This window comes from Levilactobacillus tongjiangensis, assembly GCF_003946345.1.
Lineage (GTDB): Bacteria > Bacillota > Bacilli > Lactobacillales > Lactobacillaceae > Levilactobacillus > Levilactobacillus tongjiangensis.
On sequence record NZ_RHNY01000011.1, the window covers coordinates 62,631 to 88,075 of the forward strand.

The 25,445-nt window shown below is 51.0% G+C and carries 20 protein-coding genes; 9 read left to right on the forward strand and 11 right to left on the reverse strand.

The window, feature by feature from the left end; genetic code table 11:
• Nucleotides 1–154 precede the first annotated feature (154 nt).
• The 4 genes from EKM75_RS08035 to EKM75_RS08050 all read right to left on the reverse strand — a co-directional run bounded on the left by EKM75_RS08035 (nt 155) and on the right by EKM75_RS08050 (nt 4,698).
• Entirely contained in the window at nt 155–559 is a 405-nt protein-coding gene (locus EKM75_RS08035; RefSeq protein WP_125693581.1) for an iron-sulfur cluster biosynthesis family protein, read from the reverse strand.
• Nucleotides 560–1,710: 1,151 nt separating this feature from the next.
• Nucleotides 1,711–2,079: a GntR family transcriptional regulator gene (locus EKM75_RS08040; RefSeq protein ID WP_125693583.1), complete on the reverse strand. Its 369-nt coding sequence runs from the start codon at nt 2,077–2,079 to the stop codon at nt 1,711–1,713.
• Nucleotides 2,080–2,114: 35 nt separating this feature from the next.
• Entirely contained in the window at nt 2,115–3,926 is a 1,812-nt protein-coding gene (locus tag EKM75_RS08045) for an FtsX-like permease family protein (protein WP_125693585.1), read from the reverse strand.
• A gap of 10 nt (nt 3,927–3,936) precedes the next feature.
• Nucleotides 3,937–4,698: an ABC transporter ATP-binding protein gene (locus EKM75_RS08050; RefSeq protein WP_125693587.1), complete on the reverse strand. Its 762-nt coding sequence runs from the start codon at nt 4,696–4,698 to the stop codon at nt 3,937–3,939.
• 195 nt (nt 4,699–4,893) lie between these two features.
• Here EKM75_RS08050 and EKM75_RS08055 point away from each other — a divergent pair, with 195 nt between their 5' ends.
• The 3 genes from EKM75_RS08055 to EKM75_RS08065 all read left to right on the forward strand — a co-directional run bounded on the left by EKM75_RS08055 (nt 4,894) and on the right by EKM75_RS08065 (nt 7,248).
• Nucleotides 4,894–5,844 carry an aldo/keto reductase gene (locus tag EKM75_RS08055; RefSeq protein WP_125693589.1) on the forward strand — a complete coding sequence of 317 codons (951 nt, stop codon included), beginning with the start codon at nt 4,894–4,896 and terminating at the stop codon, nt 5,842–5,844.
• A 242-nt stretch (nt 5,845–6,086) separates the two neighbouring features.
• Nucleotides 6,087–6,353: a hypothetical protein gene (locus EKM75_RS08060; RefSeq protein WP_125693591.1), complete on the forward strand. Its 267-nt coding sequence runs from the start codon at nt 6,087–6,089 to the stop codon at nt 6,351–6,353.
• 244 nt (nt 6,354–6,597) lie between these two features.
• A complete protein-coding gene (locus tag EKM75_RS08065; protein ID WP_125693593.1) occupies nt 6,598–7,248 on the forward strand; it encodes a TetR/AcrR family transcriptional regulator in 651 nt (216 codons plus the stop codon).
• A gap of 59 nt (nt 7,249–7,307) precedes the next feature.
• Here EKM75_RS08065 and EKM75_RS08070 read toward each other — a convergent pair whose 3' ends face one another.
• The 3 genes from EKM75_RS08070 to EKM75_RS08080 form a co-directional block, all read right to left on the reverse strand.
• Complete coding sequence (locus EKM75_RS08070; protein WP_125693595.1) at nt 7,308–9,602, reverse strand: L-type lectin family protein; 2,295 nt, start codon at nt 9,600–9,602, stop codon at nt 7,308–7,310.
• 140 nt (nt 9,603–9,742) lie between these two features.
• Nucleotides 9,743–11,914, reverse strand: a complete 2,172-nt coding sequence (locus tag EKM75_RS08075; RefSeq protein ID WP_125693597.1) for an L-type lectin family protein — start codon at nt 11,912–11,914, stop codon at nt 9,743–9,745.
• A gap of 208 nt (nt 11,915–12,122) precedes the next feature.
• Nucleotides 12,123–13,328 carry an MFS transporter gene (locus tag EKM75_RS08080; RefSeq protein WP_125693599.1) on the reverse strand — a complete coding sequence of 402 codons (1,206 nt, stop codon included), beginning with the start codon at nt 13,326–13,328 and terminating at the stop codon, nt 12,123–12,125.
• A gap of 129 nt (nt 13,329–13,457) precedes the next feature.
• On the opposite strand from EKM75_RS08080, the gene EKM75_RS08085 reads away from it, so the two are divergent.
• From EKM75_RS08085 to EKM75_RS08095, 3 genes are all read left to right on the forward strand, one after another.
• Complete coding sequence (locus EKM75_RS08085; RefSeq protein WP_125684644.1) at nt 13,458–13,820, forward strand: winged helix-turn-helix transcriptional regulator; 363 nt, start codon at nt 13,458–13,460, stop codon at nt 13,818–13,820.
• A gap of 911 nt (nt 13,821–14,731) precedes the next feature.
• Nucleotides 14,732–15,655, forward strand: coding sequence for a hypothetical protein (locus tag EKM75_RS08090; protein WP_125693602.1), 924 nt, complete (start codon nt 14,732–14,734; stop codon nt 15,653–15,655).
• Nucleotides 15,656–15,665: 10 nt separating this feature from the next.
• On the forward strand, nt 15,666–16,871 hold the full coding sequence (locus tag EKM75_RS08095; protein WP_125693604.1) for a glycosyltransferase family A protein: 1,206 nt from the start codon (nt 15,666–15,668) through the stop codon (nt 16,869–16,871).
• Nucleotides 16,872–17,006: 135 nt separating this feature from the next.
• On the opposite strand, the gene EKM75_RS08100 is transcribed toward EKM75_RS08095, so the two are convergent.
• The 4 genes from EKM75_RS08100 to EKM75_RS08115 form a co-directional block, all read right to left on the reverse strand.
• Nucleotides 17,007–18,332 carry a MucBP domain-containing protein gene (locus EKM75_RS08100; protein WP_125693612.1) on the reverse strand — a complete coding sequence of 442 codons (1,326 nt, stop codon included), beginning with the start codon at nt 18,330–18,332 and terminating at the stop codon, nt 17,007–17,009.
• A 391-nt stretch (nt 18,333–18,723) separates the two neighbouring features.
• Nucleotides 18,724–19,158 carry an Rrf2 family transcriptional regulator gene (locus EKM75_RS08105; RefSeq protein WP_125693614.1) on the reverse strand — a complete coding sequence of 145 codons (435 nt, stop codon included), beginning with the start codon at nt 19,156–19,158 and terminating at the stop codon, nt 18,724–18,726.
• A 47-nt stretch (nt 19,159–19,205) separates the two neighbouring features.
• Nucleotides 19,206–20,063 (reverse strand): SDR family oxidoreductase, encoded by an 858-nt coding sequence (locus tag EKM75_RS08110; RefSeq protein WP_125693616.1) that lies wholly within the window; start codon nt 20,061–20,063, stop codon nt 19,206–19,208.
• An 83-nt stretch (nt 20,064–20,146) separates the two neighbouring features.
• A complete protein-coding gene (locus EKM75_RS08115; RefSeq protein WP_125693618.1) occupies nt 20,147–20,983 on the reverse strand; it encodes an AraC family transcriptional regulator in 837 nt (278 codons plus the stop codon).
• A 201-nt stretch (nt 20,984–21,184) separates the two neighbouring features.
• On the opposite strand from EKM75_RS08115, the gene EKM75_RS08120 reads away from it, so the two are divergent.
• The 3 genes from EKM75_RS08120 (at nt 21,185) to EKM75_RS08130 (ending at nt 25,340) form a co-directional block, all read left to right on the forward strand.
• Nucleotides 21,185–22,846: a family 43 glycosylhydrolase gene (locus tag EKM75_RS08120; protein WP_125693620.1), complete on the forward strand. Its 1,662-nt coding sequence runs from the start codon at nt 21,185–21,187 to the stop codon at nt 22,844–22,846.
• 17 nt (nt 22,847–22,863) lie between these two features.
• The gene (locus EKM75_RS08125; RefSeq protein ID WP_125693622.1) at nt 22,864–24,099 is read left to right on the forward strand and encodes an MFS transporter; all 1,236 of its coding nucleotides are present in this window, start codon (nt 22,864–22,866) and stop codon (nt 24,097–24,099) included.
• 488 nt (nt 24,100–24,587) lie between these two features.
• On the forward strand, nt 24,588–25,340 hold the full coding sequence (locus EKM75_RS08130) for a sulfite exporter TauE/SafE family protein (protein ID WP_125693624.1): 753 nt from the start codon (nt 24,588–24,590) through the stop codon (nt 25,338–25,340).
• Nucleotides 25,341–25,445: the final 105 nt, after the last annotated feature.

Here is a 25,445-nt window from a genome sequence, read left to right on the forward strand (position 1 = left end):
CGGTAGCTTGGCAATAGGGGCTGGACAAGTTCTACGAACTGTGTGGGAAAAATTATGCTTCACAAAAATGGCACTAAAAAAGGATTTGAGGCAAAAGTCTCAAACCCTTTTACGCTTCAAACGCAGATGGTCGAAACGTACACCCAAATAGGACCTAGCAAATACGCGTTCCCAACGTTTGCATTTCCTTCTTTAAATCTAAATCAGATTTTTCCTCAGCCGTATAGGTGATCAAGCCCACCGCGCTGTCCAAAATACCAGAGTCATCACGTAGCGACAATTGATTGAACACCCGGTCCAAGATCAACCCGCTACTGAGATACAATTCCGTATCGGCATTGGTAAATAGCCGTAGCCCCAAGTTGTTCTCCACGGGAATGGCGTAATCGGGATCATCATCGGTCAACGCCACGAACTGAAACTTGTCCCCAATGGCACAGGTCCCACCAACCGTAGAGTACCGGTTGGAACCGTCGTCTGTCGTTAATAGGAGCACAGCATCCGGCTGAACGTTCGCTGCCAAATAGACCTGCGCTGCATCTTTAATCGTGATTTTCATGAGCAATTTCCCTCTTTCTAGCCAACCAACTACCAGTCAATTGTGCACAACTATTTATACCTTTTTAACGGGAACTTGTAAACTGATTAGCTCAATAGAAAAGAGTGCGGCGACAGGCGCTTAACTCGTGAGCATTAACGGTGATAAGCAGATAATCCCACACTTGGATTATTTGTTTATCGCCTAAAGGTTGAAAGTCCGAAAACCGTTATCAAACCAAGAATAGTAAGGCGTTATAGACCTAAAATTAGTCTCACCCAGCCACCTGCGGCGGTCAGAGATTCCGCCTGCTGTGGGGAACGCCTCCGGCCTGAAAAACGGTCCTTCGGCTCGGTTTGAAGTCTGGGAAAACCACCAGTCTCCAACCACGTCCCACGCTGTAAGCCGAAAATCGGCTAACACCGTCGACACAGCTGGCTCCACCTCTGACCTCCTCCGGTTAAACGGGTGCTTGAAAACTAAGCTAGCTTAGATGCCTAAATGACAAAACTTACTCAGTATTATTGATGCTCCACTAGGTAGCCGAGAGTGGGTCAAATTTGGACTAAGCCGTGGGATTTTCAAGTGATTTTCTTGAAAATGGCGACTTGAAGACGTGCTCCGCGGCTTCAAGCGAGGGACAAGGCCGCCTGCTTGGCTTGTCCCGGCCTTTCCACCGCGTTCCAGTCCAAATTTGGCGAACGGTAAGGCGACAATTTTCCACTGTATCTGACTAAACCCCAACACCCAATCCTTGTTGTATCAGGCATAGTGGACATTTCAGTGCCTTCAACCTTTAGTTTATCGCTGTTAAGCGGAGCGAGCTGCCTGCTGCCGCACGTTTCAGCCAGATAAATTTGGAGACAAAAAAGGCCTGGGATTAACCCCCAGGCCCTCATAATTTGCTTAACAAATTTGATGAGATTTCAACTATTTCACTATTTTTTTAGCAGCAATCGGCCTCACAATAGCTGTAGGTCGCCCAGGTGGTGACTGGCTGTGTCGGTGGCGTTAGCTCGGTGCCTTCCCGAGGTTACGCCACGGGACGAGCTTGGAGACCCGCGAACTTCAGCGGGGCTTCAAGTCGAGGTACAAGACCGCTCTATGGCTTGTACCGGTCCCCACCGCCAGTGACCACCTGGCCGACCGGAAGCGGTCAACGTCAATCACGACTACTGTTCGTACCCACGTTTGATTAGAGCGACCACTTCGTCTTCAGACAGATTCAGCTTCTGCGCTTCACTGGTGAACCGGCTGACATAGCGCTCGAAGAACTCCGCCCGCCGCTTCTCACGAATGCTCTCCGCGGCTGAGGGCGTGACAAACATACCGACTCCCCGCCGTTTTTCAATAACGCCGGCAGCGACCAGTCGGTTAATCCCTTTGAGCACCGTCGCTGGATTGATATGAAATTCTTTCGAGATTTCCGTTGTCGACGGAACCTGTTCACCCGCCCGGTAGATGCCGGTAAAGATGGCCTCTTCAACCTGTTCGGCTACTTGTAGATAAATGGGTTCCGGACTATCAAAGTTAAAATTCATAATCATCCTACATTCTGTATAAACTCGTTTTGTCGTTACTTAACCGCACCCTTAGGTAAGACGATCCGCCAATAAAGAACCAACGTAATCAGGTAGTAAATGGCGTACAGTCCTAAGAAGATTGCGAAGGTGCTCCCGATGCCCAAGTATGGGCTCATCGGTGATTGCATCAGTGGTTTGAACATTTGCAGGCCGAACAAAACATCAATTATACCCATGATACCAGGAATCAAGAATAAAATCCCAATTTCTTTTGCGATTCCCGACCGCATCAGCTGGTAACGAACCCCCATCTTGTAGAGCATCCGGTAACGTCGTTGGTCCCCGGGCGCGCCAGATAAGATTTTAAACATGAGGCATGAGGCCAACATGGCCAGGAAGGCGATTCCCAGGAAGTACCCCATGAATTCCAAGCCACCGAAGAACCCGGTCATCATTTCGTACGACTGGTAACTCCCAATCGTCATTTCAGCGGGTTGGCTGAAACGTTGACGTTCCAGTTTAGCCAACTTTTTAATCGTCGGGGTATCGCGCTGTAGATCCTTGACCCGCACTGTCGTCACCGTGGTCGTCTTGCCTGACTGTTTGGCAAATTGGCTAGCCGACACAATCTTGGGTGTCAGCATCCGCTGAGACGTTGTGGCTAACCCCAAGAAATCAATGTCAGTGGGGCCAGTCTTCTGAAATTTCTTGATGGATTCCGTCACGTAACTGGTCTTCACGTTATCGCCGGTCGTCATCTTAAGTTGTTCAAAGGGCTCCTTGGCTAACTCCGCCGCATTATAGTAGACCATTTTCCCCTGACGTTTCTGCGTGTAAGTCGCTTGGTGACGAATATCTAGGCGATCAATTAACCGTTGTTCCTGTGCCGTCTTATCGTGTACGGCAATGGTATAGGCACCAAAGTTCCCCGCCATCATTGGTAATTGACGGTGGTAGCCGGACCCCACAGTAATCGCGCCAAGTGCCATGGCAAATAGTAGTGAAACAATCGTCAACATCCGCGTGTAATTGTGAACCCGGAAGTTTAACTGGCCTAATAGGAAGCTATTCAAATGTTTCTTAGCCCAAGCCGTCTTACGTAACGACCGAATAAACATTAAAACGGTCGCTCTAAAAAGGAGATACGTTCCCAACGTAATTGTGACTAGTGCTAGTGGAATGGCTGCTGTTTGCAGGACCTTAATGGCAGCTAGTGCCCAGTACCCGATACCTAACAAAATCAGACCGAGTACCCCGGCAACTGCTTGCCGAAAAGGTTTGACTTGCGTTTGATTTGCCTGCTCGTCACTGTGCAGTAACTTCAGGACGGTCGTTCTGGTCAGGTGAACTAGGTTGAACAGTGACGCCAAAATGAAGAGCCCAACGTACAAGACGGCCGTAGCAATAATGGCTGGTACATAGAAGGCAACCAAATGTGCCAAGTGTAAGCCTAAGTTGTCCAACAGAAAGCCGACTAAAAATTTGCTCATCAACAAGCCTAGCACAATCCCAATTACCGTGGCGACCGTTCCCAGAATCAAGGTTTCTAAGAAGACCAATTCCCCGATTCGCTTACGTTTGGCGCCTAACATCATGAACAATCCGTAGTCGTGGCGCCGCATGCTCAGAAGAAAGCTGTTGGCATACATGATATAGACAATGGTGATCAAAATCAACAAAACTGCGCCAAAGCCAAAAATCAGGCTGGCAGATGAAGTGACAGCATTGGCCTTGATAAAGGCCGTGTTCGTTGCCAGGTTGGCAAACATATAGAAGATGGCGGCCGACATGGTCAATCCCGCGAGTAAGACCAGGTAGTCGCGGCGCCGGTTCTTGATCCCGGCGAGTGCTAATTTTCCTAACATGCTAATCCCCCTACTCGTTGAACGTGCCGAGTTCGTTTAAGATCTCTTGATAAAAGGCACTCCGGTCCTGATTTTCTCGCCGCAACTCTGACCCAATCTGGCCATCCTTGATGAATAGGATACGTTGGCAAAAGCTAGCGGAGAACGGATCATGTGTCACTAGGAGAACTGACATGGCTTGCTTCTGATTAATCGTCGTTAACAAATCCAATAATTCCCGGGCACTAGTCGAATCCAACGCCCCGGTCGGTTCGTCCCCCATTAGAATTGACGGATGGTGCACGATGGCCCGCGCTGCGGCTACCCGCTGCTTCTGACCACCTGACAATTCCGCTGGATACTTCTGCAAGAGGTCGGCGATGGACAACGTCTCGGCGACTTCATGAATGGCCTGGTCCATGACTCGGGAGGAGGTTCCCTTGAGGGCCAGTGGTAGGCCAATGTTTTCTTCCGCCGTCAGGCTTTCCAACAGATTAAAATCTTGAAAAATAAACCCAACCTCTTCAGCCCTGAAATCGGCGAGTTGATTGCCCCGCATCTTGGTGACATCATGACCGTTGACGATGACATCACCCTTAGTTGGTGTGTCGAGCGTCGACAACATGTTTAATAACGTGGTCTTCCCGGAACCAGACGCCCCCATGATCCCGACGAATTCTCCCTTGGCTACCTGAAAGTTGATGTCCTTAAGTGCCTGGTACTGGCGTTCATTAGCTTTACCGTACGTTTTTTCCAGGCCAGCAACGCTGACGACTGCATTTGTTGTTGTCATTTTAAAATCCCCACTCTTTCTCGTTCGTTGGTTAGTTACTTGTGTAATTAACTATAACGGTTAGTGAGCAATTGTCAACCATCATTTACAAAAAAACTGCCAAACCCAGCAGAGGCGCTTCACGAGAATTTCGTGATTATTCGGTGTACACTGGCACTTGTAAGCTTTAAATCTGACACAGAAGGAGTTTTTTTGATGAAACAATTAAACTTAGGTGGCTCGTCCTGGCAGGCTTCCGCAGCTGCTTTAGGCATCATGCGGATGGGCACTCTCAACGTCGATGACGCCGTAAAAACCCTCCAAGCCGCCCATGAAGCGGGTATCAATTACATTGATTCCGCCGATATCTATGGGGGTGGGCTCTCCGAAGAAACCTTTGGTAAGGCCCTCCAGGCTTCTGACTTGAACCGCGACGACTTCTACATTCAATCTAAGGGTGGCATTGTCTTAGACCCCGCACGGAGCCACGACGGCCTGGTCTTCGGCCAACGCTACGACTTCTCCAAGCAACACCTATTAGATGCTGTGGACGGCATCCTAGAACGGATGGGAATCGACTACTTGGACGCCTTCCTGCTACACCGGCCAGACCCACTGATGGAACCTGAAGAAATTGCGGACGCCTTTGATACCCTGCAACGAGCTGGTAAAGTTCGTCACTTTGGGGTTTCTAACTTTAATGTCCAACAGTATTTGATGCTACAGGAAGCCGTTGATCAGAAATTGATGTTCAACCAGCTGCAATTCAGTGCGGCTCACTCCCAGATGATCAGTGAAGGCCTACAGGTCAACATGGACAACTCACCAGTTGCTACTGACGGCGGTATGTTAGAGTTTGCTCGCCGAAAGAACGTTACCATCCAAGCGTGGTCCCCATTCCAGTATGGCCTGTTTGAAGGCATGTTCATCAACGACCCGAAGTACCCTGAATTGAATCAAAAACTGCAAGAACTCGCTGACAAGTATGGCGTTTCCAAGAACGGTATTGCCACCGCTTGGATTCTCCGGCACCCAGCCAACATTCAGGTACTACTCGGCACCATGAATCCAGACCACATCAAGGATAGTGCAGCCGGTGCTGATGTTAAACTGACGAAGCAGGAATGGTACGACATTTACCTGTCCGCCGGCAACATTTTGCCTTAATAAATCACCTTTAACCAACCTAGGCGTCATCCGAAATCTTTCTATCAAATTGACTCAAAGATTCCTGATGACGCCTTTTTATTTCCACTAAAATCCCAGTATAACGGGGATTGCAGCCCTAAATCACCGTTATAAAATTATTTATCAAAAAGGGTTGCACTTTCCCGATTTGGTGGTAAACTAAAGGTGTTCTTAAGGGCGAGTGATTACTCGCTCGACAACCAAGAAAGGGGATTATAATCATGTTTACCACTACTTTTTGGATTTTAGCTATTTGGTTAATTGTCAACGGTGTTTGGACCTGCTTTGCAACCAACAACCAGCAGCTGATGAAGTGGTTCGGTTGGATCAACGTGATTGCAATCATCGCTGGATTCTGGGTATTCTACGGTGCAGCTAGTGTTGCCGCACTTGGCGGCTGGTTCACTGCCGTTAACTGGGTCAACGTGATTCTGGCCATCGTCCAATTTGTCTTCGCCTACCGGAAGACGACTGCTAAGAATTATTAGCGAATAAGAGTGGTGGCTGAAGTTGCTGAGTGGTCTCGTCCTAGTCTAGGTGACTCGCATTCTGACATTCAGCAGACATTCCTCCTTCAAACCAATACACTTCTTATCCAATCAATCCGATTGCTGAAAAAACCGGCGTGTCTACTGCGAGACCACGCCGGTTTTTTCTACGGGAAATAAGTCGCGAATTCCCGAATTGCCTGCTAAGATAGACTTAATTAGAAATTACAAAGGTGGTAAAGTCATGGCGAACAAGAAAATCTTGGATAAGTTTCCAGAGATCGTTCAGGCTAACCCGGAGCTAACCCAAAAACAGAAGGATGTCTTAATCGCTAGCATTCGTCTATTTGCTGAACAAGGGTACGCGAATACCAGTACCCATCAGATTGCGGTGGCAGCCCATCAGTCAGAGGGCACCATGTTCAAGCACTTTAAGTCGAAGGCCAACATTCTACGCGTGGCCCTAGACCCTGTGATCAAGCAACTCATCCCTGATGTGGAAGCCGAGTTCAAGCAGGAATCGTTGCGGCATACTAGCGCCAGCCTCCACGAATTTCTCGACTTTTTCGTCCGAAATCGCATGGCTTTTGCCGCAGAGAATCAGGACGCCATCAAGGTCTTCTTCAGTGAACTCTTGTACAACGAAGATCTCCGACAGAAGTTTATTGAGACCGCCCGAAACGAATTAATTGCCACCTTTCATGACAACATCGTGGAAATGCAACGTCGTCACGTCATGATCGACTGGCCATTTAACGAAATTTTCCGGTACATCATTGCGGTCATTGTCGGTTACGTGGTCGACCGCTACGTCCTCTTCCCTGAACGCGAGTGGGACGACGATGTCGAGGCGAAATATTTAATTGCCGAACTTGAAAAAGTATTACAGCCCTAGTCATGGGTAAGGTTGAGAGGAAACTCTCAGCCTTTTTATTTCTCAACTTTTAATGCTTACTACTTGCTCTTGGGTGCTTCTTGACCGGTTGGGGCGTTGTTCAACGTCCACTGGAAGGTCCCGTTGTAATTGCCCTGTGCGGCTCCGGCCCCCACGTTTAGGGTTGGTCCGGTGGTAGCTCCCCAGGTACCAGAAATGTTTGTCTCAACATCATCCCCCGCGGCCATCTTGTGCGCCATAACTACTCTGGCGTTTTCATCCAGGACGGCCGGCTGCTCACCCTTTTGCGCAAACAAGATGTTTCCATCCAGCGTCTTGCTGAGGTCATCCCCCACGTGGAAAGGCTTAAGTAGGGAAACAGTCACTAACCACTGACTATTTTCGTCACGGTCATCGTACACGCCGAGATTCCAGTTGTTCGGTTCCCGACCAACTAATTGGCTGTTTCCGGTCAGTTGCGTTGACGTGAAGGCGGGCTTGTCAGGTAAGGCCGAGAAGTAAACCTTCCCCGGCTCACGTGTAATCACATAGTCCACCGCCTCAGAGGCCGAAGCATCCTGACCACCAGCAGCCTTCAAGGATAAATGGTTCTCACTCTGGGTCAGCAGTTCTGCTGGAATCGTCCACTGGTAGTGGCCAGGCGTTAAATCGCCGGCAATTGCGGCCTGGGCAACGTCCTTGGTGACGTCTTTCCCGTTCAACGTTGCTGTAATTGGATACTTGGCGGCCTCTGCCGTCGTAGCAAATGCCGTGCCATCATTGGTCAAGCTGGCTTTCACTGTGGCATCATCCCGATGCTTCACGGTCTGGTTGGTCTCCCCCAGCGCAGCCAACTTCAGCTTCACAGCATCTTGTACCTTGAAGCTAGGTTGCTTCAAGGTCGTCTGGTAGTTGGTCCCGTAGAACCGACTCGTTGTGCCAGACACAACTGAATCGGCGTTGTGGTCTTTGACCGTTCCCGCAATTGAGACGGTCGCCGTCTTGTGGTCTTTACTTAACGTTTGGGTCCACGCTTTGTTGAGCATTGCTTGACCATTCAAGTCGCTGTCACTAAACGGATCACTCTGAGCGTCCCAGTCATAGCTGACGTCACTGCCACTCGTGGTCCATTTAAGCTGCGTAGGTAGCGGAATATTCATGGTTAGCGGTTGAATCACCTGCTCACGCTCATTTTTATTTACCGGCTGCTTATAGGTAAACTTGTATTGATACTTGATCTTGTGACCACTAATCACGGTCTCACCTTCAGCAATCGGTTTGCCAGTGGTCTCATCGGTTAAGCTAGCTTCCGGAACTACTCGGTCCAAAGTGTCCGGATCTTCAATGATGACAAACCCGTTTTCGCTTCTGTCTGGATCTGGATTAGTGGCAGTTTGATTCCCACTTTTGCCATAGTTGGACCCAGTCATCCCCCAAAAAACATCACCGTTACTGGCCGGAGAAACTAGTTTTGACGTATCAATTTTAACTTTATCCTGAATAATTTTGCTCTCATCCTGTTTCTGACCAGTCCGGGTATCCACATCATCATACTGATACGACATCATTTTGCTTTGTGCATCCCAATCTAACGTAACGTGATGCCACTGCCCATCATTAAAACCTGTAAGTGACTTGGGCTGATTATGTGTCATCGTATAGTGGTTATACCCCCCACCTGTGTGCGTCGTATAGGTATCGGCTTCTCCGGGATAGCCACTAGCGATATGCGGGCCAGCCAATTCCGGAATTGAATCTCCATCAAGATCAAATGCCTGCAAAGCATTATACTTTGCAGACCGGTTCGCGTGCGTGTCAAACTCAAGTGCCCAGCTATGTGAAATTGCTTGGTCAAGAATATTACTCCCCTCAACCCCCCAGACACCAAGCGACTCGCCACTCCCAGAAAGTTGTTTGTCCTTGGGGGCATTTCCACCCGTACCGTTTTGCAGAACAAAGGCCATCCCTTCCCCAATCTTATCAACCGTTTTATCCCCAAAGTGTAGCCACATTGAAAAATGCGCATTTTTGTAAATATTTAACCGATTGGATGAAGCCTCTTTTGACCAAATTGCCCCTTCTTGCTGTTGATTACCATTTTCCGTTAACATCATAATAGAACTAGGGACCCATTTTGAAGGACTGAATAAGTTTGGATCGTTATCCATCTTGCCATTATCCTTTTGCTTAACTTTCCGCGTATTAAAAACATTATGGCCTGAATTCTTATCCCCATCGAATAGCATCACACCCTGTGGTGCCGTCTTCAACGCGTTATCTAAATCTGCATCCGCATGACCCAGAATCGTCTGGGTACTTGTCAACGTCAGTCCGGTTACGCCCGCAACCGCCAGTCCAATTAACCACCTTTTCACAATAATCTCCTCCCATTTATCATCTAAAGTGAATTATACAGGTGTCAATGGACAATGGGGTATAATATGTGCCTTTATGACAATTTAAATAGTTTATTTGTTATGAAAGCGTCTACGAATGCCGTTAAATCAGCATCTCCCTATGGCGCGTCATAAAGTTCCCATGTCAGTTGTCCTGCGTACTCACCTGCAACAGCATCATTATTAACGTTCAACATCAATCCTTCGTTCGCAGCCCATGACCGCGTGACATCAATCTCCGCTTGGCCCTTTGGCGAAGCCGGGATGGGAAAAGCCTCGTCCGCTTTAATATGGGTCGTCTGCTTCTTCTGCACCCAAGCCAAATTTCCAGATAACTGGCGTTGAGCCGTCGTCGCAAATGGCTCGGATAACCGGACTGCCAGTTTCCAACTCCGACCGGCCTCACGGGTATCCCGGATCTTCAGTCCCCAGTTCAGGTGACGTTGAATCAATTGCCGGGAACCCGACAGTTGTGTGGTCTTAAACGTACTGTCCTTGGGTACTTGGGTGAATTGTAACTGTCCCGCCTGCTTGATCACGTGCACACTGAACGGCCGTCGGGTCACGTTACCGTACCCATCGTCCGCCGAAATAGTCACGATATTCCGCCCCATTTTAAGACTGTCAATGGGAATCGACACGTGGAAATCCCCCGGTTGACTGCCCGGCTGTCGGGCTTGCGTAACCTGAGGCTGTCCCACGACTCGGTTGTTCAACGTCACTTTTACATGACTGTCTTCCCACTCCTCATGGGTCAACGGATCACGACCATTCGTTAGCCGACCGGCAATCAAGGCATGTTTATCGGCTACGGCGTGTATTTCGTCCTTACCAAGATTAGCCACTTGCAAGTCAGACTGGCCATTGATCAAATACGGTATCGTCGCTGAGGGGCTCCGATAATCTGGTCCGTAAAAATTCCCAATTACTGGCGGCATCCGTACCATCCGGCTAGTCGGCCGAACGGTTCCTTCAATGCTCACCAGCAAGGTATTTCTAGCGTGTGGCACGTTAGCCGTCATTGACCGCTGCAACTGATACTGAAAGCGGTCACCCTGTAAGGTTGATTCCTCAAAAAAGAGATCATCCGACATCTGTAAGGCCACCCTTGCCCGGCGCCACTTGATTTCCTTAGGCAACGGAACATCAATCTTCACGCCAGCTAATTCAGTCTTGCCAGTGTACCGGGTCCGGAATGTGTAACGCACGCGGTGTCCGGGGTCAATTTTGTCGCCCGCTCGTATCAACCGGCCACCCTCTTCCATACTGTGCAAACCGGTCACATCCCGCACGACGGCACCTAATTTATCAAATTTTGGGGTGTCACTCAACTGGTCCACGACCACCAACCCATTCTCACTTCCAGCCGTACTCGTTGCTCCGGTCACGCCCCAGAATACGCCGTTCGGTACGCTCCCGTTCACCGCAAACTGTTGCTGGTCGACTCGTATCTGCCCGGCTAGATAATCATCCTTACTCTGAAAGTTGCCCGCTGCATCCTTGTCATTTAATTGATAGACCAGCACACTTTCCTGAGCTTGCCACTTCACGGTCAAATGATGCCATCGGCCATCCGCCAGATTACTGACCGGTCGTGGTTGCGTCGGTTTTAAGCCATAATAGTGTTGTTGGGCAGCTCCCAGCTGAACGTAACTGCTAGCTGTCCCCGGATACCCGTGATCCACGTGCATCCCGTTGGGTACCGTTGGATCACCGTCAAAGAAGCCGTGCATCCCCGGCAACGGCGTCCGGTTCACGTGCGTGTCAAACTCCAACGCCCAACTATTCTGAATGGCCGATTGAGCCACTGCGAGTGGCTCGGTCACCAGCGGCGTCTTATCCGTTCCCCACACCCCCAGGGACTGCCCCGCGTGAGACTGAGCACGCGCCTGTTGCGGTGAATTATGCAACACGAAGGCTAACCCATCGGCCGCCGCCTGCCCCTTGTCACCAAAGTATAACCAGAGACCGATTTTCTTGTCCTGCTTCAAATTTAATTTAGCCTGAACCGCATCCTGACCACCATCCTGAGACCAAACGGACCCTGCCTGACCGGTCGCCGTTGCTGGCTGATCACGCGTAATCAAAGCAATTGACTTCGCCATGCTCGGTGAATCCAGCAGTTCTGCCGAATTCTGTGGTGCCTGGGTCGTTAACAGCTTATCCAGTGGTAAACCCACCGGAGCGGTCCGTACGGCGTGAGCCAGATCCGGATTATCGGCCGCTTGTGCCGTGACCCACTGGCTCCCCACACCACAGGCCACCGCGAGTACGATCAAAAGTGATTTCATGTGTGTTGCTCCCCCTGCTTTAACGTTCGGACACAGATTATACAGAGGTCGGGCAAGCCACACACCTTAAATGCTTAAATATAATTATTTAAATATGTATGTAATTGTGGCAGCGCTTACACCAGATAGTTAAAGGCAGGTAGCCCAGGCGCAATCCCAAGCTACCTACCGGATCACACGTATTTAATGACCCCGTTTTACATAATGTCTAAATTCGATTGAATTTCTTCACTAAACGCTTCGCCGGCCGCGCCAGCTTGATCAATCCCAAGGTCAAGCCAATGCTGATGGCCACCATCCCAGCGCCGAAGACGGGCGTCCAGCTCAAACCAAATTGACTCGTCACCTGACCACCAATCCCAGACCCCAGCGCGATTCCCACGTTGAAGGCCGCAATATTCAAGGCTGACGCCATGGTGATGTCGTTGGGCGTGTTCTTTTCAGCTAGCTGAACAATGTACAATTGTAAGCCTGGCACGTTCATAAAGGCAAAGAACCCCATGAACAACACCGTTAGGAGGCCTAGCCAATGACTACCGGACGTAAACGTCAGGACTAGCAACGTCACGAACAGACCGGTAAACATCTTCAATAGCGCAGCCAACGGCTTGGCATTAGCCCAACGACCGCCTAATGTATTACCAATCGCAACCATCAACCCATAAACGACCAGGATAACGACAACGGCGCCAGCCGACCACCCCATCTTCTGTTCCAACAGGGGTGACAGGTAGGTGTATGCCACAAAAGTTCCCCCGTAGCCCAACGCCGTAACCAACAGCGCTAATAACAATTGGGGATTGCCCAATACCCGCAGGATGCCTTTGGCAGTAGCCTTGCTAGGCAATGGCAGGTTCCGCGGTACTAAAATGTAGTCCGCAATCAACCCGATCACACCAATCACACTAATGAAGATGAAGGACCAGCGCCAACCGCCAAGTTGACCGATCATGGTGCCCATTGGTACCCCGGTCACCGTGGCGACCGTCAAACCAGTGAACATCACGGCAATGGCCGAAGCCCGTTTGGAAGGTGCCACCACGTCCGCCGCAATCACTGACGCCACGGTCATAAAGATTCCGTGAGCCAATGCGGCGATAACCCGACCAGCCAACAAGATGATAAAGGCCGGGGCAAAGGCAGCGACTAAATTCCCTAAAATAAACAGTAACATGATGATCACCATCAAGGTGTGCCGGTTGATCTGCCCGGTCAGTAACGTCATCAGTGGTGCGCCGACCATGATTCCCAGTGCGTAGACGGAGACCGTCATGCCGGCCTGGGCCATGCTGACGTAAAAGCTCTGAATCAGTAACGGAATCAGGCCGACGCTGATGAATTCCGTGGAGCCGATGGCAAAGGCGCTGACGGCCAGTGCCAGTAAAGTAAAGGTTGGTGAAATTTTCTTAGTCATAATGACCTCCTTGTTTTTCGTTTGCTAACGTGATAAGTATTGATTATACTGGTTAGTAACTTACGTACAAGAACCCACTTTAAAGTGCGATACCCACCAAAAGGTAACTATTAGACAGGAGGCCGTTTCATGCCCACAAAAACGTATCACATCGGTGTCGAAGCTACGATGGAAATCATCGGTGGCAAGTGGAAATCCATTATTCTCTGCCATCTCCGCCATCAAACCATGCGAACCAGTGAATTAGCCCGGGCCATTCCCCAAATCTCGCAGAAGATGTTGACGCAACAACTTCGCGAACTGGAAGCAGCTAATATTGTGACCCGTCACGTTTACAAGCAGGTCCCACCCCGGGTCGACTATGCGCTCACTGATTACGGCGAGTCACTGTCTGGCATTCTCCACGAGCTCTGCGTTTGGGGGGAAGATAATATCGACCGGCGGCAGGCTGAGGGTGAAGAGATCACCCTGTTAAGTCGCGACGATGTCTAACGGTTGATGAGTAAAGGTCGCGGCTAATGGTCGCCTCCGGCTGTCAGGGCGGGTGCTAGCTGTGGGGACCGCCTGTGGCCTTAGGTGCGGTCCTTCGGCTCGACTGGAAGCCTTGGTCAAACCACCAAGTCTCCCAGCTCGTCCCGTGTTCTAACCTCGGAAAATTCACCGAGCTAAGAACACCGTCACGGCCAGCACCCACCCTGACAACCTGCGGCTACGGTAGCGCATTGACATTAGACCAGTGCTCACCGTCAAACTAGGCTGGTCGTTGATTCTACTTAACTAGATTTCAACCTTGTATTTACACAAAAATAGCTGATTACTTTGGATGCTACCACCCTTGATAATCAGCTAATTTTGTGTTGAATTTAAATAGCCGCCATTAACCCATATTGATCAATAAGTAGCCTCCGAAAAAAACCACCAGTTACCTCAACTACAAAAGAATATTCAACTGTTGGCCACACACCATCCATAATTCCACCAGTTTAAACCCATTGCGACTCGGTAGCCGACGGGGGGCAGGGGCGGGGCTAGCTGTGTCGATGGTGTTAGGCTGGGCGCTTGCTTTTTCCCGGCCTTACACCATGGGACGGGTTGGGAGCCTTGGCGGGCTAACCAGGGCTCCCAACCGAGGGCCAAGACCGCTCCTCAGGCTTGGACCGTGCCCCACAGCCAGCGCCGCCTCTGACGCCCGTCGGCGACAATCAAAATTACCACGATTCCTTTACACGTACCGGCTTTCAGCAATTTTTTAGCCATAAATGAACTTTATCACCTGAATAAACGGTTTCTGTGTTAAATTAATGCACAAACTTGCTGACCTACCTCCCTGAAAGGTCTATAATTATTTTTATTGTTATTTAAGATTGTTAATTTAATTAACGGATCTGGGGAGAGAAATCGCTATGCACTTATTCATCAATATTGTGCCGCAAGCCCAGTTGGATTGGCAGCGTTTAACAACGCTCATCGGAGAAATTGCTGACCAACACTTTGCGGCCATCACTTTAAACTTACAACTACCCACAGACCAGCAACTGACTGCCGAACAAACTCGGCAGGCGGACGCTTGGTCCCTTACCCAAAACACCCACCCCCAACTCAGTGACACCGACACGACCCTCTTGAACCTACGAGAGACGGACCACCTACTGCCGGGCGCGCTACAACAGTGGGCGCAAGTCACGGCCCAACACGCCGGCAGTCTGGTCAGCCTGGCAACGTTTGATAGTGCTGAACCAGTGCCCAATCAAATTGCCAGCTACCTGGCCGACTACCAAGATTCCAGCACGCGCTTGACGCTGCAGCAACTGGCTGGTGACACCCCCGTGACCGACACCACCACCCTGTGGGCCCTTCAAAGCTACAGTGTCCAGGATAACCTGCAAACGCAACGCTTGTTGAGCCAACGACTACGGTTAACTGGGCTCTTACTACCTAAGACCCTTCTACGTGCTGACCTACCACTGGTTTCCCTGGCCCAAACGCTCACGGTTCTGCAGAACTCGACCGATGTCGTCCGGCTCCACGTACCAACGTTAGCGCGCCAAGCTTGGTCCGCCACCACCCCGCTGGCGTGGTTAGATCAGCTACAAAGTATCACGGTCAGTGACCTCGATGTCAGCTGGCAACCGGTCTTCACGACCTACGCGCAAAGTCAGCTCAACACGCTGCTGAATGTTGCGGGTCGTCGAGCGCTGTCAGCGTCGGTTCATTTACAACTCTTGCAACGGATCAAGCACCTGACCGTCCAGCCAACCCGCCGGTGGTCTCGTCTCGGTCTCCTACAGCTCGTGTCGCCTCGCATGGCACACCGGCTGTTCTATTAGGAGGTACCTCATGAAATTTAGTCTAATCACCCCAGTTAAAACTGGAGAATTAGCGCAACTGCAAGGCCTAAAACGTAACTTAGAAGCCCAAACGACCTACGATTTTGAATGGTTGATTGCCACCACGCTGCCCATTGACAGCAGCCAGCCCGAGTGGCAGGCCGACTTTGCCATTCATGTGATCACGCCAGATACGGCGACCATCGGGGGCGCCCGTAACGCCGCCATGGCCGCTGCGACCGGTGACTGGCTCGTGTTCGTTGACAGTGATGACTACTTACTGCCTAACGCTCTCACGGAAATGGCGGCCAGCCAAGCATTGACGGCCACTACCATGGCGGACCTCAACCAGTACGCCACCTACGAACCCCACGTGTCCTTTACCAACAGTCTCACGCCAGATACAGCCCGCGATAGTCTACCTAAATGGGGTGGTAAGAAGCGCCACGCCCCCAAGAACCGCGCCCTCAACTTAACGCCTGAATTGGCAGCGACTCTGCCCGCTGATTTACCAGCTGAAGCTCAAAACTGGCTGCAACATAAGACGCGGCTCTACCAGGGCGAACAACGCTGGCAAGCCTTCGACCGCCAACTTAAAATTAGTGGTAAGGTCATCAGCCGCGAGTTGGTGCAACAGGCCAAGCTAACTTTTGACGCGACCAACGCCCTGTACCCGGACTACCATTTTCTAACTCAGGTCATGGCCCGAACCTCCCGTTACGTCGTCCTAGCCAACCCAACCTACATTCGGGTTCGGCACAATGATCCTATCAACTCGCCGGCCACTCACCAGCTAGAAGTCCCTAACCGTTGGCACCTGCGGGTGGCGGCCTGGGAGGCTGGACTCACTGACCTGACCGATAACGACCTCCAAACGGCCTTCAGTACCTATACGATCCGCCGCCTGCACCGATACCTCTTTCAGGCGCTAGCGACTAGCACGCCGGTAACTGTGGATGACGTGCCAGTCCTCATGACCCAGCTACAGCACTACCTGCAAGGCGTTACGCCGGCCGCCTTTAACACAACATCGCGCTTCAGTCGCCAAATCTTACGCAAAATTCAACACACTGGCAGGCTCCCCCAAAGGCGGATCAACACGCTGGTGCGGCTACGGCAGTTGAACCGAGTCGTGCGTCACCGGGGTCGTGGCGTCACGCGGTTAGCGTACAACTGGTGGTTTACTAAATTGCCGGTCAAACCACTCTTCGAATAGGCATTCAGACCACTGGGGTTGATCACGGTAACCTTACTTTGTTTCTTGGCGTAGTAGAGTGGTGCGACATAGTCGCTATTTGCGGTGATGTAGCCAATGGTTCCTTTACCATTGAGGTCCTCAACCTTGTAGCGCTTAACCCCGTTTTTCGCGGTCGCGGTACCAATGACCTTGAACATAGGCCGGTTCATCCGCGACTTCTTGGCGTACGTGGTCTTGAGGGTCTTCTTGGTGAAGGTTGAGGACCCGTAGAGACCAATCTTCTTGGTGGCATAGACGGACGCTATCCTTAACAGCAACGTCGGCCGCAGCCTTGCGGTAGGTGTAGGTGACGGATTGATTGGCGCTGGTAAACTTACCAGATTCGTCACCGGTCGTCTTCACGAGCTGGTAACCATCGATACTGAGGGGCGCCGTTTTGTAGCTGTCGCCAAGCGAACCCGTTAAGGTCTTGTCTGGCTTTAAGGTGTTGCCTTGTTCATCGACGTAGTGGACGGTGACGGGCTGGCTGGTAGCGCTGGGCGTAACAGCGGGTGTTGTTGGCTTTGAATCGTCCTTGTAGACGTAGCAAGTTGTGGCGGTTGATACCGCTGCTGCACTCAGTTGGCCATCGGCGACGTAAGTGATCTTTGTTGGATCACTGTCATCGGTCTGCTTAATAATAAAATTAGTGAGTGGTTCCTTAAGCAAGGCACGTTCTTTATCCGCGGAGGCTTGGGGATCCAATCGCACCAGTTGTTCCGATGAATCGGTTAAGTATCGATAGGACTTCGCAAGGTCCTGAATTTGTGGAAGATACGAATTCAAATCGTCTTCTGAGGCAAAGTACAAGTCAAAGGTGTCCGTAAAATTAATTCCTGAGAGGTCGTACATCTTGGTTAACATATCCGTAATTTTGCCGTCATACTCTTTCTTAATGTCGCTAAAATCTCGTGTTTCAAGATCCGTTTGTGCGCCGACCTTAAAAAGCCAAGCGAAGAAGTAAGTATAGTCACTATAGTAGGTGGTCAGCTCGTCAGAACTTAACTCTTTGGGAGGATTGGGCTGGGCGATGTAGTCTGCAAAAGATTCATCTGGACTTACAGTTAAACCATTCTGCGCAAGGCTAGTCATTTGGGCCGCGATTACGCGAGAATCGTCTCCTTCGTTATCATAAGCACCGACGAACGGGAATTTGAAGTTGTCTCCAGTTATGTCCGCTACTGAATAGAGCTGAGGGACAAGGACCCCTTGTTTTTTGGCAAACCAAGGCGTATGGGTCGTCTGGCCTTGTTCGTCGGTGATTCGATCGTAGGGCGCTTGAATTGAATCGAATTTATAAGTAACAGTGTCTTGAGGATCAGCTGTTGCAGTGGTGCCCGGCTCAGTTGTTGCCGCTTGAGCCAGAGTTGGTGTGACGATACCACCCAGTAAACTTAATGTAAGGCCGGTTAGAACGATCCGGCGAACTAATTTTGACATTTCATCACCTCATGAATTTAAGCTAAGTATATGCTCAGTTTAGCACAACTTGATGTCAAACATGAAACCGCTTTAAAAAATAACAGGTCAAGACATTGACGTCTTGACCTGGGGATTTGAAAAGCTGAGATTATTTGAGCGTTTTAACAAAGTAGACATTTGCAGTGATATAGCCACCGGCAACCACACCAACGACTAGCATCAATCACTGATTACTAGGGACGGAACCCTGTGTCGGTTCGCTAAGCCCGATGGTCTACCGGGCTTAGCGGACGGCCGAGCTTGAAGACGCCGTGCATTATCCGTGGCTTCAAGTCGCCCTGGCGACCGCTTCATAGGCCCCAGGTCTGCCCCACTGGGTGGCCGTCCCTAGTAACCAGCGACGAACAACTTAGTGAATTTTGGCGTGATGGCGGGTGAGGATGCCAGCAATGATTTGGGCGAGCGTCTGCTGCTCCAACTGAGCCTCCGCTGCCCGCTGCACCTCATCGTAGGCCTCACGCAACGTATCCTGAATGTTCGCCCCCACCACACACTGGGGGTTGGTCTTATCATCTACGTGCAATAGGTTGCCGTCCTCTTCAACAGCCCGGTAAATATCTAGCAACGTGATTGCCGTCGCATCCCTAGTCAATTTGGGGGTCGCCGAGCCCTGTTGGGTGGTCAGCAGGCCTGCCCGGCGCAACGCTCCCATCAGCCGTCGTACCAGTGCCGGATTCGATTCCACACTGGCCGCAATGGTCGCACTAGACAAATCACCATCCTGATAAATCGACACGTAAGCTAAAATGTGAATCGCATCGCTAAGTTTATGTGAATAGCGCATCCGATCCCTCCTTCACTCTCTTCAGGACACATGATACCAATCTGATATTACTTTGCAAGCTCCTGGGCTAAGAAGTCTGGCAACGTCTGTGCAGGCCGGCCCATGATCGTCTTGAAATCATCGGTCACCGTTGCCAGCAAGCCTTGCGCACCGCCAGCGTACATCGACGCCAACATGTGCCCCTCGTTACCCTGGTCGTACATCTTTTCAAACTCAGACAGCGTGACTGGCGCGTAGCCAATCGGTTGACCCGATACATTTTGTAGGACTTGGGCCAACGCCGGCATGGTATACGAGCGTTCCTGGGTCAACGTGTACATTGATTGCGTCCATAACTCTGGACGGGTGGCTACTTCAGCAAACACCGCCGCACTTTCCGCTAGACTGATAAAGCTCAGCGAGGCGTCACCCATCGGATAGATCACGTTTTTGCGTTCAATCAACTCTGGCAGATAAGGTACCAGTGGATCGGCATACAGGGCGTTGCGCAAAATCGTATAGCTCAGGCCGGAAGACGCCAACCGCCGGGGAACGTACCCATAAAAGGCGGACAGATCAAACGGATTCGTGGCCTGATCGGCAATGAAGCCCATGACAATGAGATGCCCCACCTGGGCCTGCTCAGCCGCAGCAATCACGTGTTCAAACTCCGTGACCCGGCTGAAACTATCGTGACTCTTGCTCGGCACGTAGATGGCTACATCCGCGTCAGTCAAGCTAGCAACGATACTCCCTTGATCACCATAATCTAATGGAAGGACCGTCATCCCCTGATCAGCAAAACTAGCAGCCTTCGCCGGTGTATGAACCCCCAGCGTAATGTCAGTGGCAGCAACGCGTTGCGCCAGTTGTTGGACGATTTGTGACCCCAGGTGACCCGTGGCGCCAGTAACGACAAATTTCATAGTAAGGACTCCTTCTGTGTTTGATGTTACTTTATATGTTACATCAGCTGGGCAAAAAGTCAACGAAAACGACCTTTCACTTATTAATTCATCCGTTGCGCCCGTTCTCGCCGATACTGAAGTCGAATCTGCTTGGGCAACGACCCATACATCTCCTGGAACATCTCCCGCGCGGTCCGGCGGTTAGTCAGGCCGTGCTTATCCATTAACACATCCACCGGTGTATCCGTGTCGATCAGATCCCGATACAGATTGTTCAACCGAATCAGATAGACGTAACGCCCCAACGTGACCCCGGTCTGAGCCTTAAATAAGCGAGAGAGGTAGCTGGCATTATAGCCAAATTGGTGGGCCACCGCTTTGACGCTTAATTTGTCTCGATAGTGCTCATTGACGTAAATGACGATGGACTTCAGGCTACTTGAGCTCTCAGTCAAAGGGTCATCTGGATCGGTGAAGTTCAGGATCAACGACTTTAACATGGTGAGCACCGTGATTCCCGTATCAATGAGGTACCCCCGTCGCCGCTCCCGATTGATTTGGTTTAACCGTTTAAAGGCTGCCACGACCTCCTGGTAAGCTGGCGTGGTCTCCAGCCCCACCGTCGAAAAATTCAGCCGTTCCGGGTGCGCCACGTACCGTTCAATGAAACGCAACGGAATCTGTAGAACCAGCGAGCGGTTTGGCGTGTTGGTCACGTCATGGATGACCCCAGACGACACGATGGAAAATTGATTGGCCCGAATCACGTGAGCCTGCCCGTCGAATTGAAAGGTCAGTTGACCCGCCAACACACAGACCAACTCAATACTACTGTGCCAGTGGAACGGAACGTAACCACTCGTCGCCACGTTGGATTCGTAGAACCGAATCCCGATATCTAAATTTGAAACCACGTTCTCATGATGTTGCCGGGTCATCTGACTCATCCTCTCCAAAAAAAGTGACAATCATTACCTACTCGCCGCCAATAATCGACAACATAGTAAAACATCGTTGACTTGTATCCGCTTTCAAAGTATTCTGAATTCAACAATTAGTTTTCAAAAACAACTAACTTGAAATTCTGATATGACGGTTTATAAGTAACCTAATTTTAACAAATGGAGCGTGAAAATACTATGTCACGAATTCAAAATCCAATTATTCCCGGAATGGCTCCCGACCCTTCAATCATTCGGGTGGGTGCAGATTATTACATTGCCACCTCAACCTTCCACTGGACACCCGCTGTTCAAATCTTTCACTCAACTGACCTAGCCAACTGGCAGCTCATTGGTTACGCCTTGAACCACGGCGAAGTCGACTTGCGCGGAACCAACACGCCCGCTGGTATCTGGGCCCCTCACCTATCTTACGACCCGCGGACCAAGAAATTCTGGTTAGCTTACTCACACATGCAAAACATGGCCGGCCGTGAATTCAACTCGGATTCCTTTGCCGTCTCAGCCGATAGCATCACCGGTCCTTGGTCCAAGCCCGTCTACCTAACGTCCATTGGCTTCGACCCAGCCGTCTTCCACGACGATGATGGCAAGCATTATGCCGCCATCCTGGAATGGGAAACTCGGACCGGCTACCAGGCGCCCGGCCACATCGTCATCGCTGAGGTCGACCTAGAAAATGGCGGCATCATTGGTGACTGGCACCGCGTCACCACGGGCTTTACCACCCGCGGCTGTGCCGAAGCCCCACAGCTTTACAAGCACAACGGTTACTACTACCTGTTGATTGCGGCGGGTGGCACCGGCTACGGTCACGGTGTTGAGATTGGCCGTTCCAAGACGGTCTTTGGCCCCTACGAACCCAATCCAACCGGCGAACCCATCATCACCTCATCCCCACACCACCTATTCTCCTTAGGCGACCCGGACGCTGGGCACTTCGAAATGTTTAACCCGAACTCCTTGATGCAAAAGGCGGGCCACGGCTCCCTGGTCCACACGCAAACGGACGAATGGTACGTTGCCCACCTGATGTCTCGGCCACTTCCTGGTCAGAAAAAGAATCCGCTGGGTCGGGAAACGTCCCTGCAAAAGATGCAGTGGAACGCGGACGGTTGGTTGGAAATGGCTGACGGCAGTAACCTCGCTAAGATGTCCTTTGAAGGCTTAAAGGACGTTCCAACTACCCAATCAACCACTCAATTTGATATTAACGACAACTTTACTGGCGACACCTACGACGTGCGGTTCATGACACCGTACAGAACGCAAGCTGTCAGCTGGGTCAACACCACCGAAAATCCGGGTCACCTGCGGATTCACGGACACAACTCATTCTTCTCACAGGTCAATCCTAGCATCATGGCAACCCGGGCCACCTCGCTCGACTACACGGTCCAGACCAAGCTCACCTTCCACCCCGACCACTATTCAGAAACGGCCGGACTGGGGCTCTACTATGACTCTAATAACTGGCTGTACGCGCGTCTATGCCAGGACGATACCGAAGACCACACCGTGTTGCGCGTCTTACAAGCCAAGTTAGGCGACCGCGTCGATCACCTCTTTGATGAGGTCACGGTACCCGACGATACCGCTGAAATTCGACTGGACTACCACCAAGGGATTGCACAAATTTCCTACCGCCGAACCGATACCGCCGACTGGCAGCCATTAGGTGACAACTTTGACGTCACCTACTTGTCCGATGAAGGCGTCAACGGGGCGCCCGGCGAAATTGGTGGCTTCACGGCCCTGTTCAACTTCATTGGTGCCGTTGACGCCCATCAACTGCAATCATTTGCTGACTTTGACTACTACACCGTCAAAAACAATTAAGAAAGAGGCATTCAGTTATGAATAAAACGACAATCTCTCTCAAACGTCTGATTCCGGGGTTAATCATTGGCCCGGCCAGCTGGCTTGGTCCCTACATCGTCATGAACAGTCTGTTCCTACCAGCGTTGATTCAACACTTCAACGCCGCCCACAAGGTCGAATTAGTTGCCCTCTTCTCGACCTGTGGGATGATCGTCGCAGCACTGTCCAACATGATTGCCGGCGCCTTGTCGGATAAAACGAAATCCCGGTTCGGGAAGCGGGCTCCCTGGTTGCTGGGTGGTGCCTTCGTCTTCATGCTCGCCATGATTGCGGCCTCATTTTCTCCCAACATTCCGGTGCTTCTAACAGCCTGGATGGTCGGTCAAGCGGCCCTCAACTTCATCGTGGCTCCCATGGTAGCTTGGATTGACTTTGCTCCTAAGGATGGGCGGGGAACGGCTTCCTCCGCTTACGGCGGTTTAGGGATGGCCCTGGGGAACAACGGTTTCAACGTAATTGGGGCCATGTTTCTCAGTCAGTACCGGCTTGGATTCATCATCTTTGGGATCATTACCTTTATTGGGGTCGCCATCGCGGCCTTCATTGTCCATGAGCCTTCTAACTTAGACGAAGAGATCGAAGAAAAAGCGCCTAAGCCAAAATTAACGCTAAAGGACGCCGCTTCAATCTTCCCCCGCTGGTCGATTGGCCGGGACTACTACATGGCTCTGATTGCCAAGCTGTTCCAAGGGGTCGGTAACTTTGCTATCACTGGATACATTCTCTACATCATGACCGACTTCCTTCACCGCGGCAGCCAAACCCAATCATCCATTCAATTGATCAACCTGATCATGTTGATTTTCGGCGTTTTCATGGGCTTCGTTGCTGGACCCGTTTCCGACAAGTTTAAGATTCTGAAGCTGCCCGTTGGGTTCTCCACACTATTCCTGGCCCTAGCAGCCCTGATGCTGTTCTTCTTCCGCGACACGTTTGGGATCATCACCTACGCCTTCGCTGCCGGGATTGGAATGGGGATGTGGAACTCCCTGGATAACTTATTGAACCTGGAAGTTATCCCTGATCAAAACCGGGTCGCCTTCTTCCTGGGGGTCTACAATCTGGGGAACACGATTACCCAAGCAATTGCCCCCGTCCTCGCGGCGGCCGTGATTTCCCTCTTCGGGTACTCCGGTATCTTCATCGTGTCCTTCGTCTTCTCCCTGATCGGTGGGGTCTTGATTCTAGGAATCAAGTCAGTGAAACGGTAAGTAATTAACTAAAAAACATTTATAAGGTCATTCGTTTGGGTTAACCTACCAGGCGAATGACCTTTCGCTTTATTAGTCACCAACTGTGACCTGGAACGGTACACCTGAACCCATATCTGGCAACTTCTCGGCTTATACAGTATTTGTTGTCAAAGCTATCTGCTATCAGCGATAATCACGTTACATCACAATCAAAGCCGGAGGAGGTCAGGGATGTAGCCAGCCGTGAAAGTGATGTTTGCTGGTGACCTTCCAGCTTACAGCACGGGCGACTTTGAAGACACGGGGGCTTCGTGGCTTCAAAGCGAGCGAGAGGCCCGCCCTTTGGCTGAAGCGTCCCCACAGCAGACGGAATCCCTGACCTCCGGAGTGCGTCCAGTTTATCTTCACCATTGTTTGTGGCGTTTGATTTCCCAATAGATTGACGGCTAACTCAGTTATCGTTAAACTTATCTACATGCTAAATTGGTAGGGAGACGAATACACACATGGAATGGGTTACGTTAGTTGTCATTGGATTTTTGGTTGGGTTACTGGTAATTTCTACCGGTGGTGGCGGGGCGGCCATTTATCTGGGAATCCTAACCAGCATCTTTGGCCTCGCCCCGGCTGTGGCTGCGTCAACCTCACTGGTGACGGCCTTTCCGTCACTGATTGTCGGTGCGTACGGCCACTACCGAACCGGGCAGATTCACTTCAAAGTTGGTAATCAAATGTTGATAACAGCGGTTCCCGCTACGGTGGTGGGCGCCCTGATTGCGCCCTACATTCCTAATCGCCCCTACACTTGGATTGTGGCAATCATCCTAGCCGGACTAGGTGTCCAGATTCTGATCAAACGGTTTCTCAGTCACAACGACCGACCCGTTAAACATCAGAGTGCTCAAGCTGCCCTGTATGGCGTGATTAGCGGTATTTTGGTCGGCGTTGCCGGTTTAAGCGGTGGTGGCCCCATTATTGCCGGACTATTGGTCCTGGGCTTAGACATGCTCCCAGCGGCCGCAACGTCGTCCTACGTTTTAGTGGGAACGTCTCTAATCGGCCTGATTTTCCACCTCTCTGCCAACAATATCGACTGGTCGATTGGCCTCAGCCTGATGATTGGTGCGGTGGTCGGGGCATTCTGTGCACCACGGTTGTTGGCCCACGTTAATCCGACTAAGCTTAACGACTACGCCAAGCCATTCATTGGTATCATGCTGCTGTTTATGGGCGTGCGGATGGTCTTGCCGTTGTTCTGAAATTAATCATTTTACTGGTGAGTGGCTGTGATGGCTGCTCACTTTTTTATTGTCATTTTGTACCTTTTATATCTCCGTCTAATTGCCGCCTGCGGTCGTCAGGGT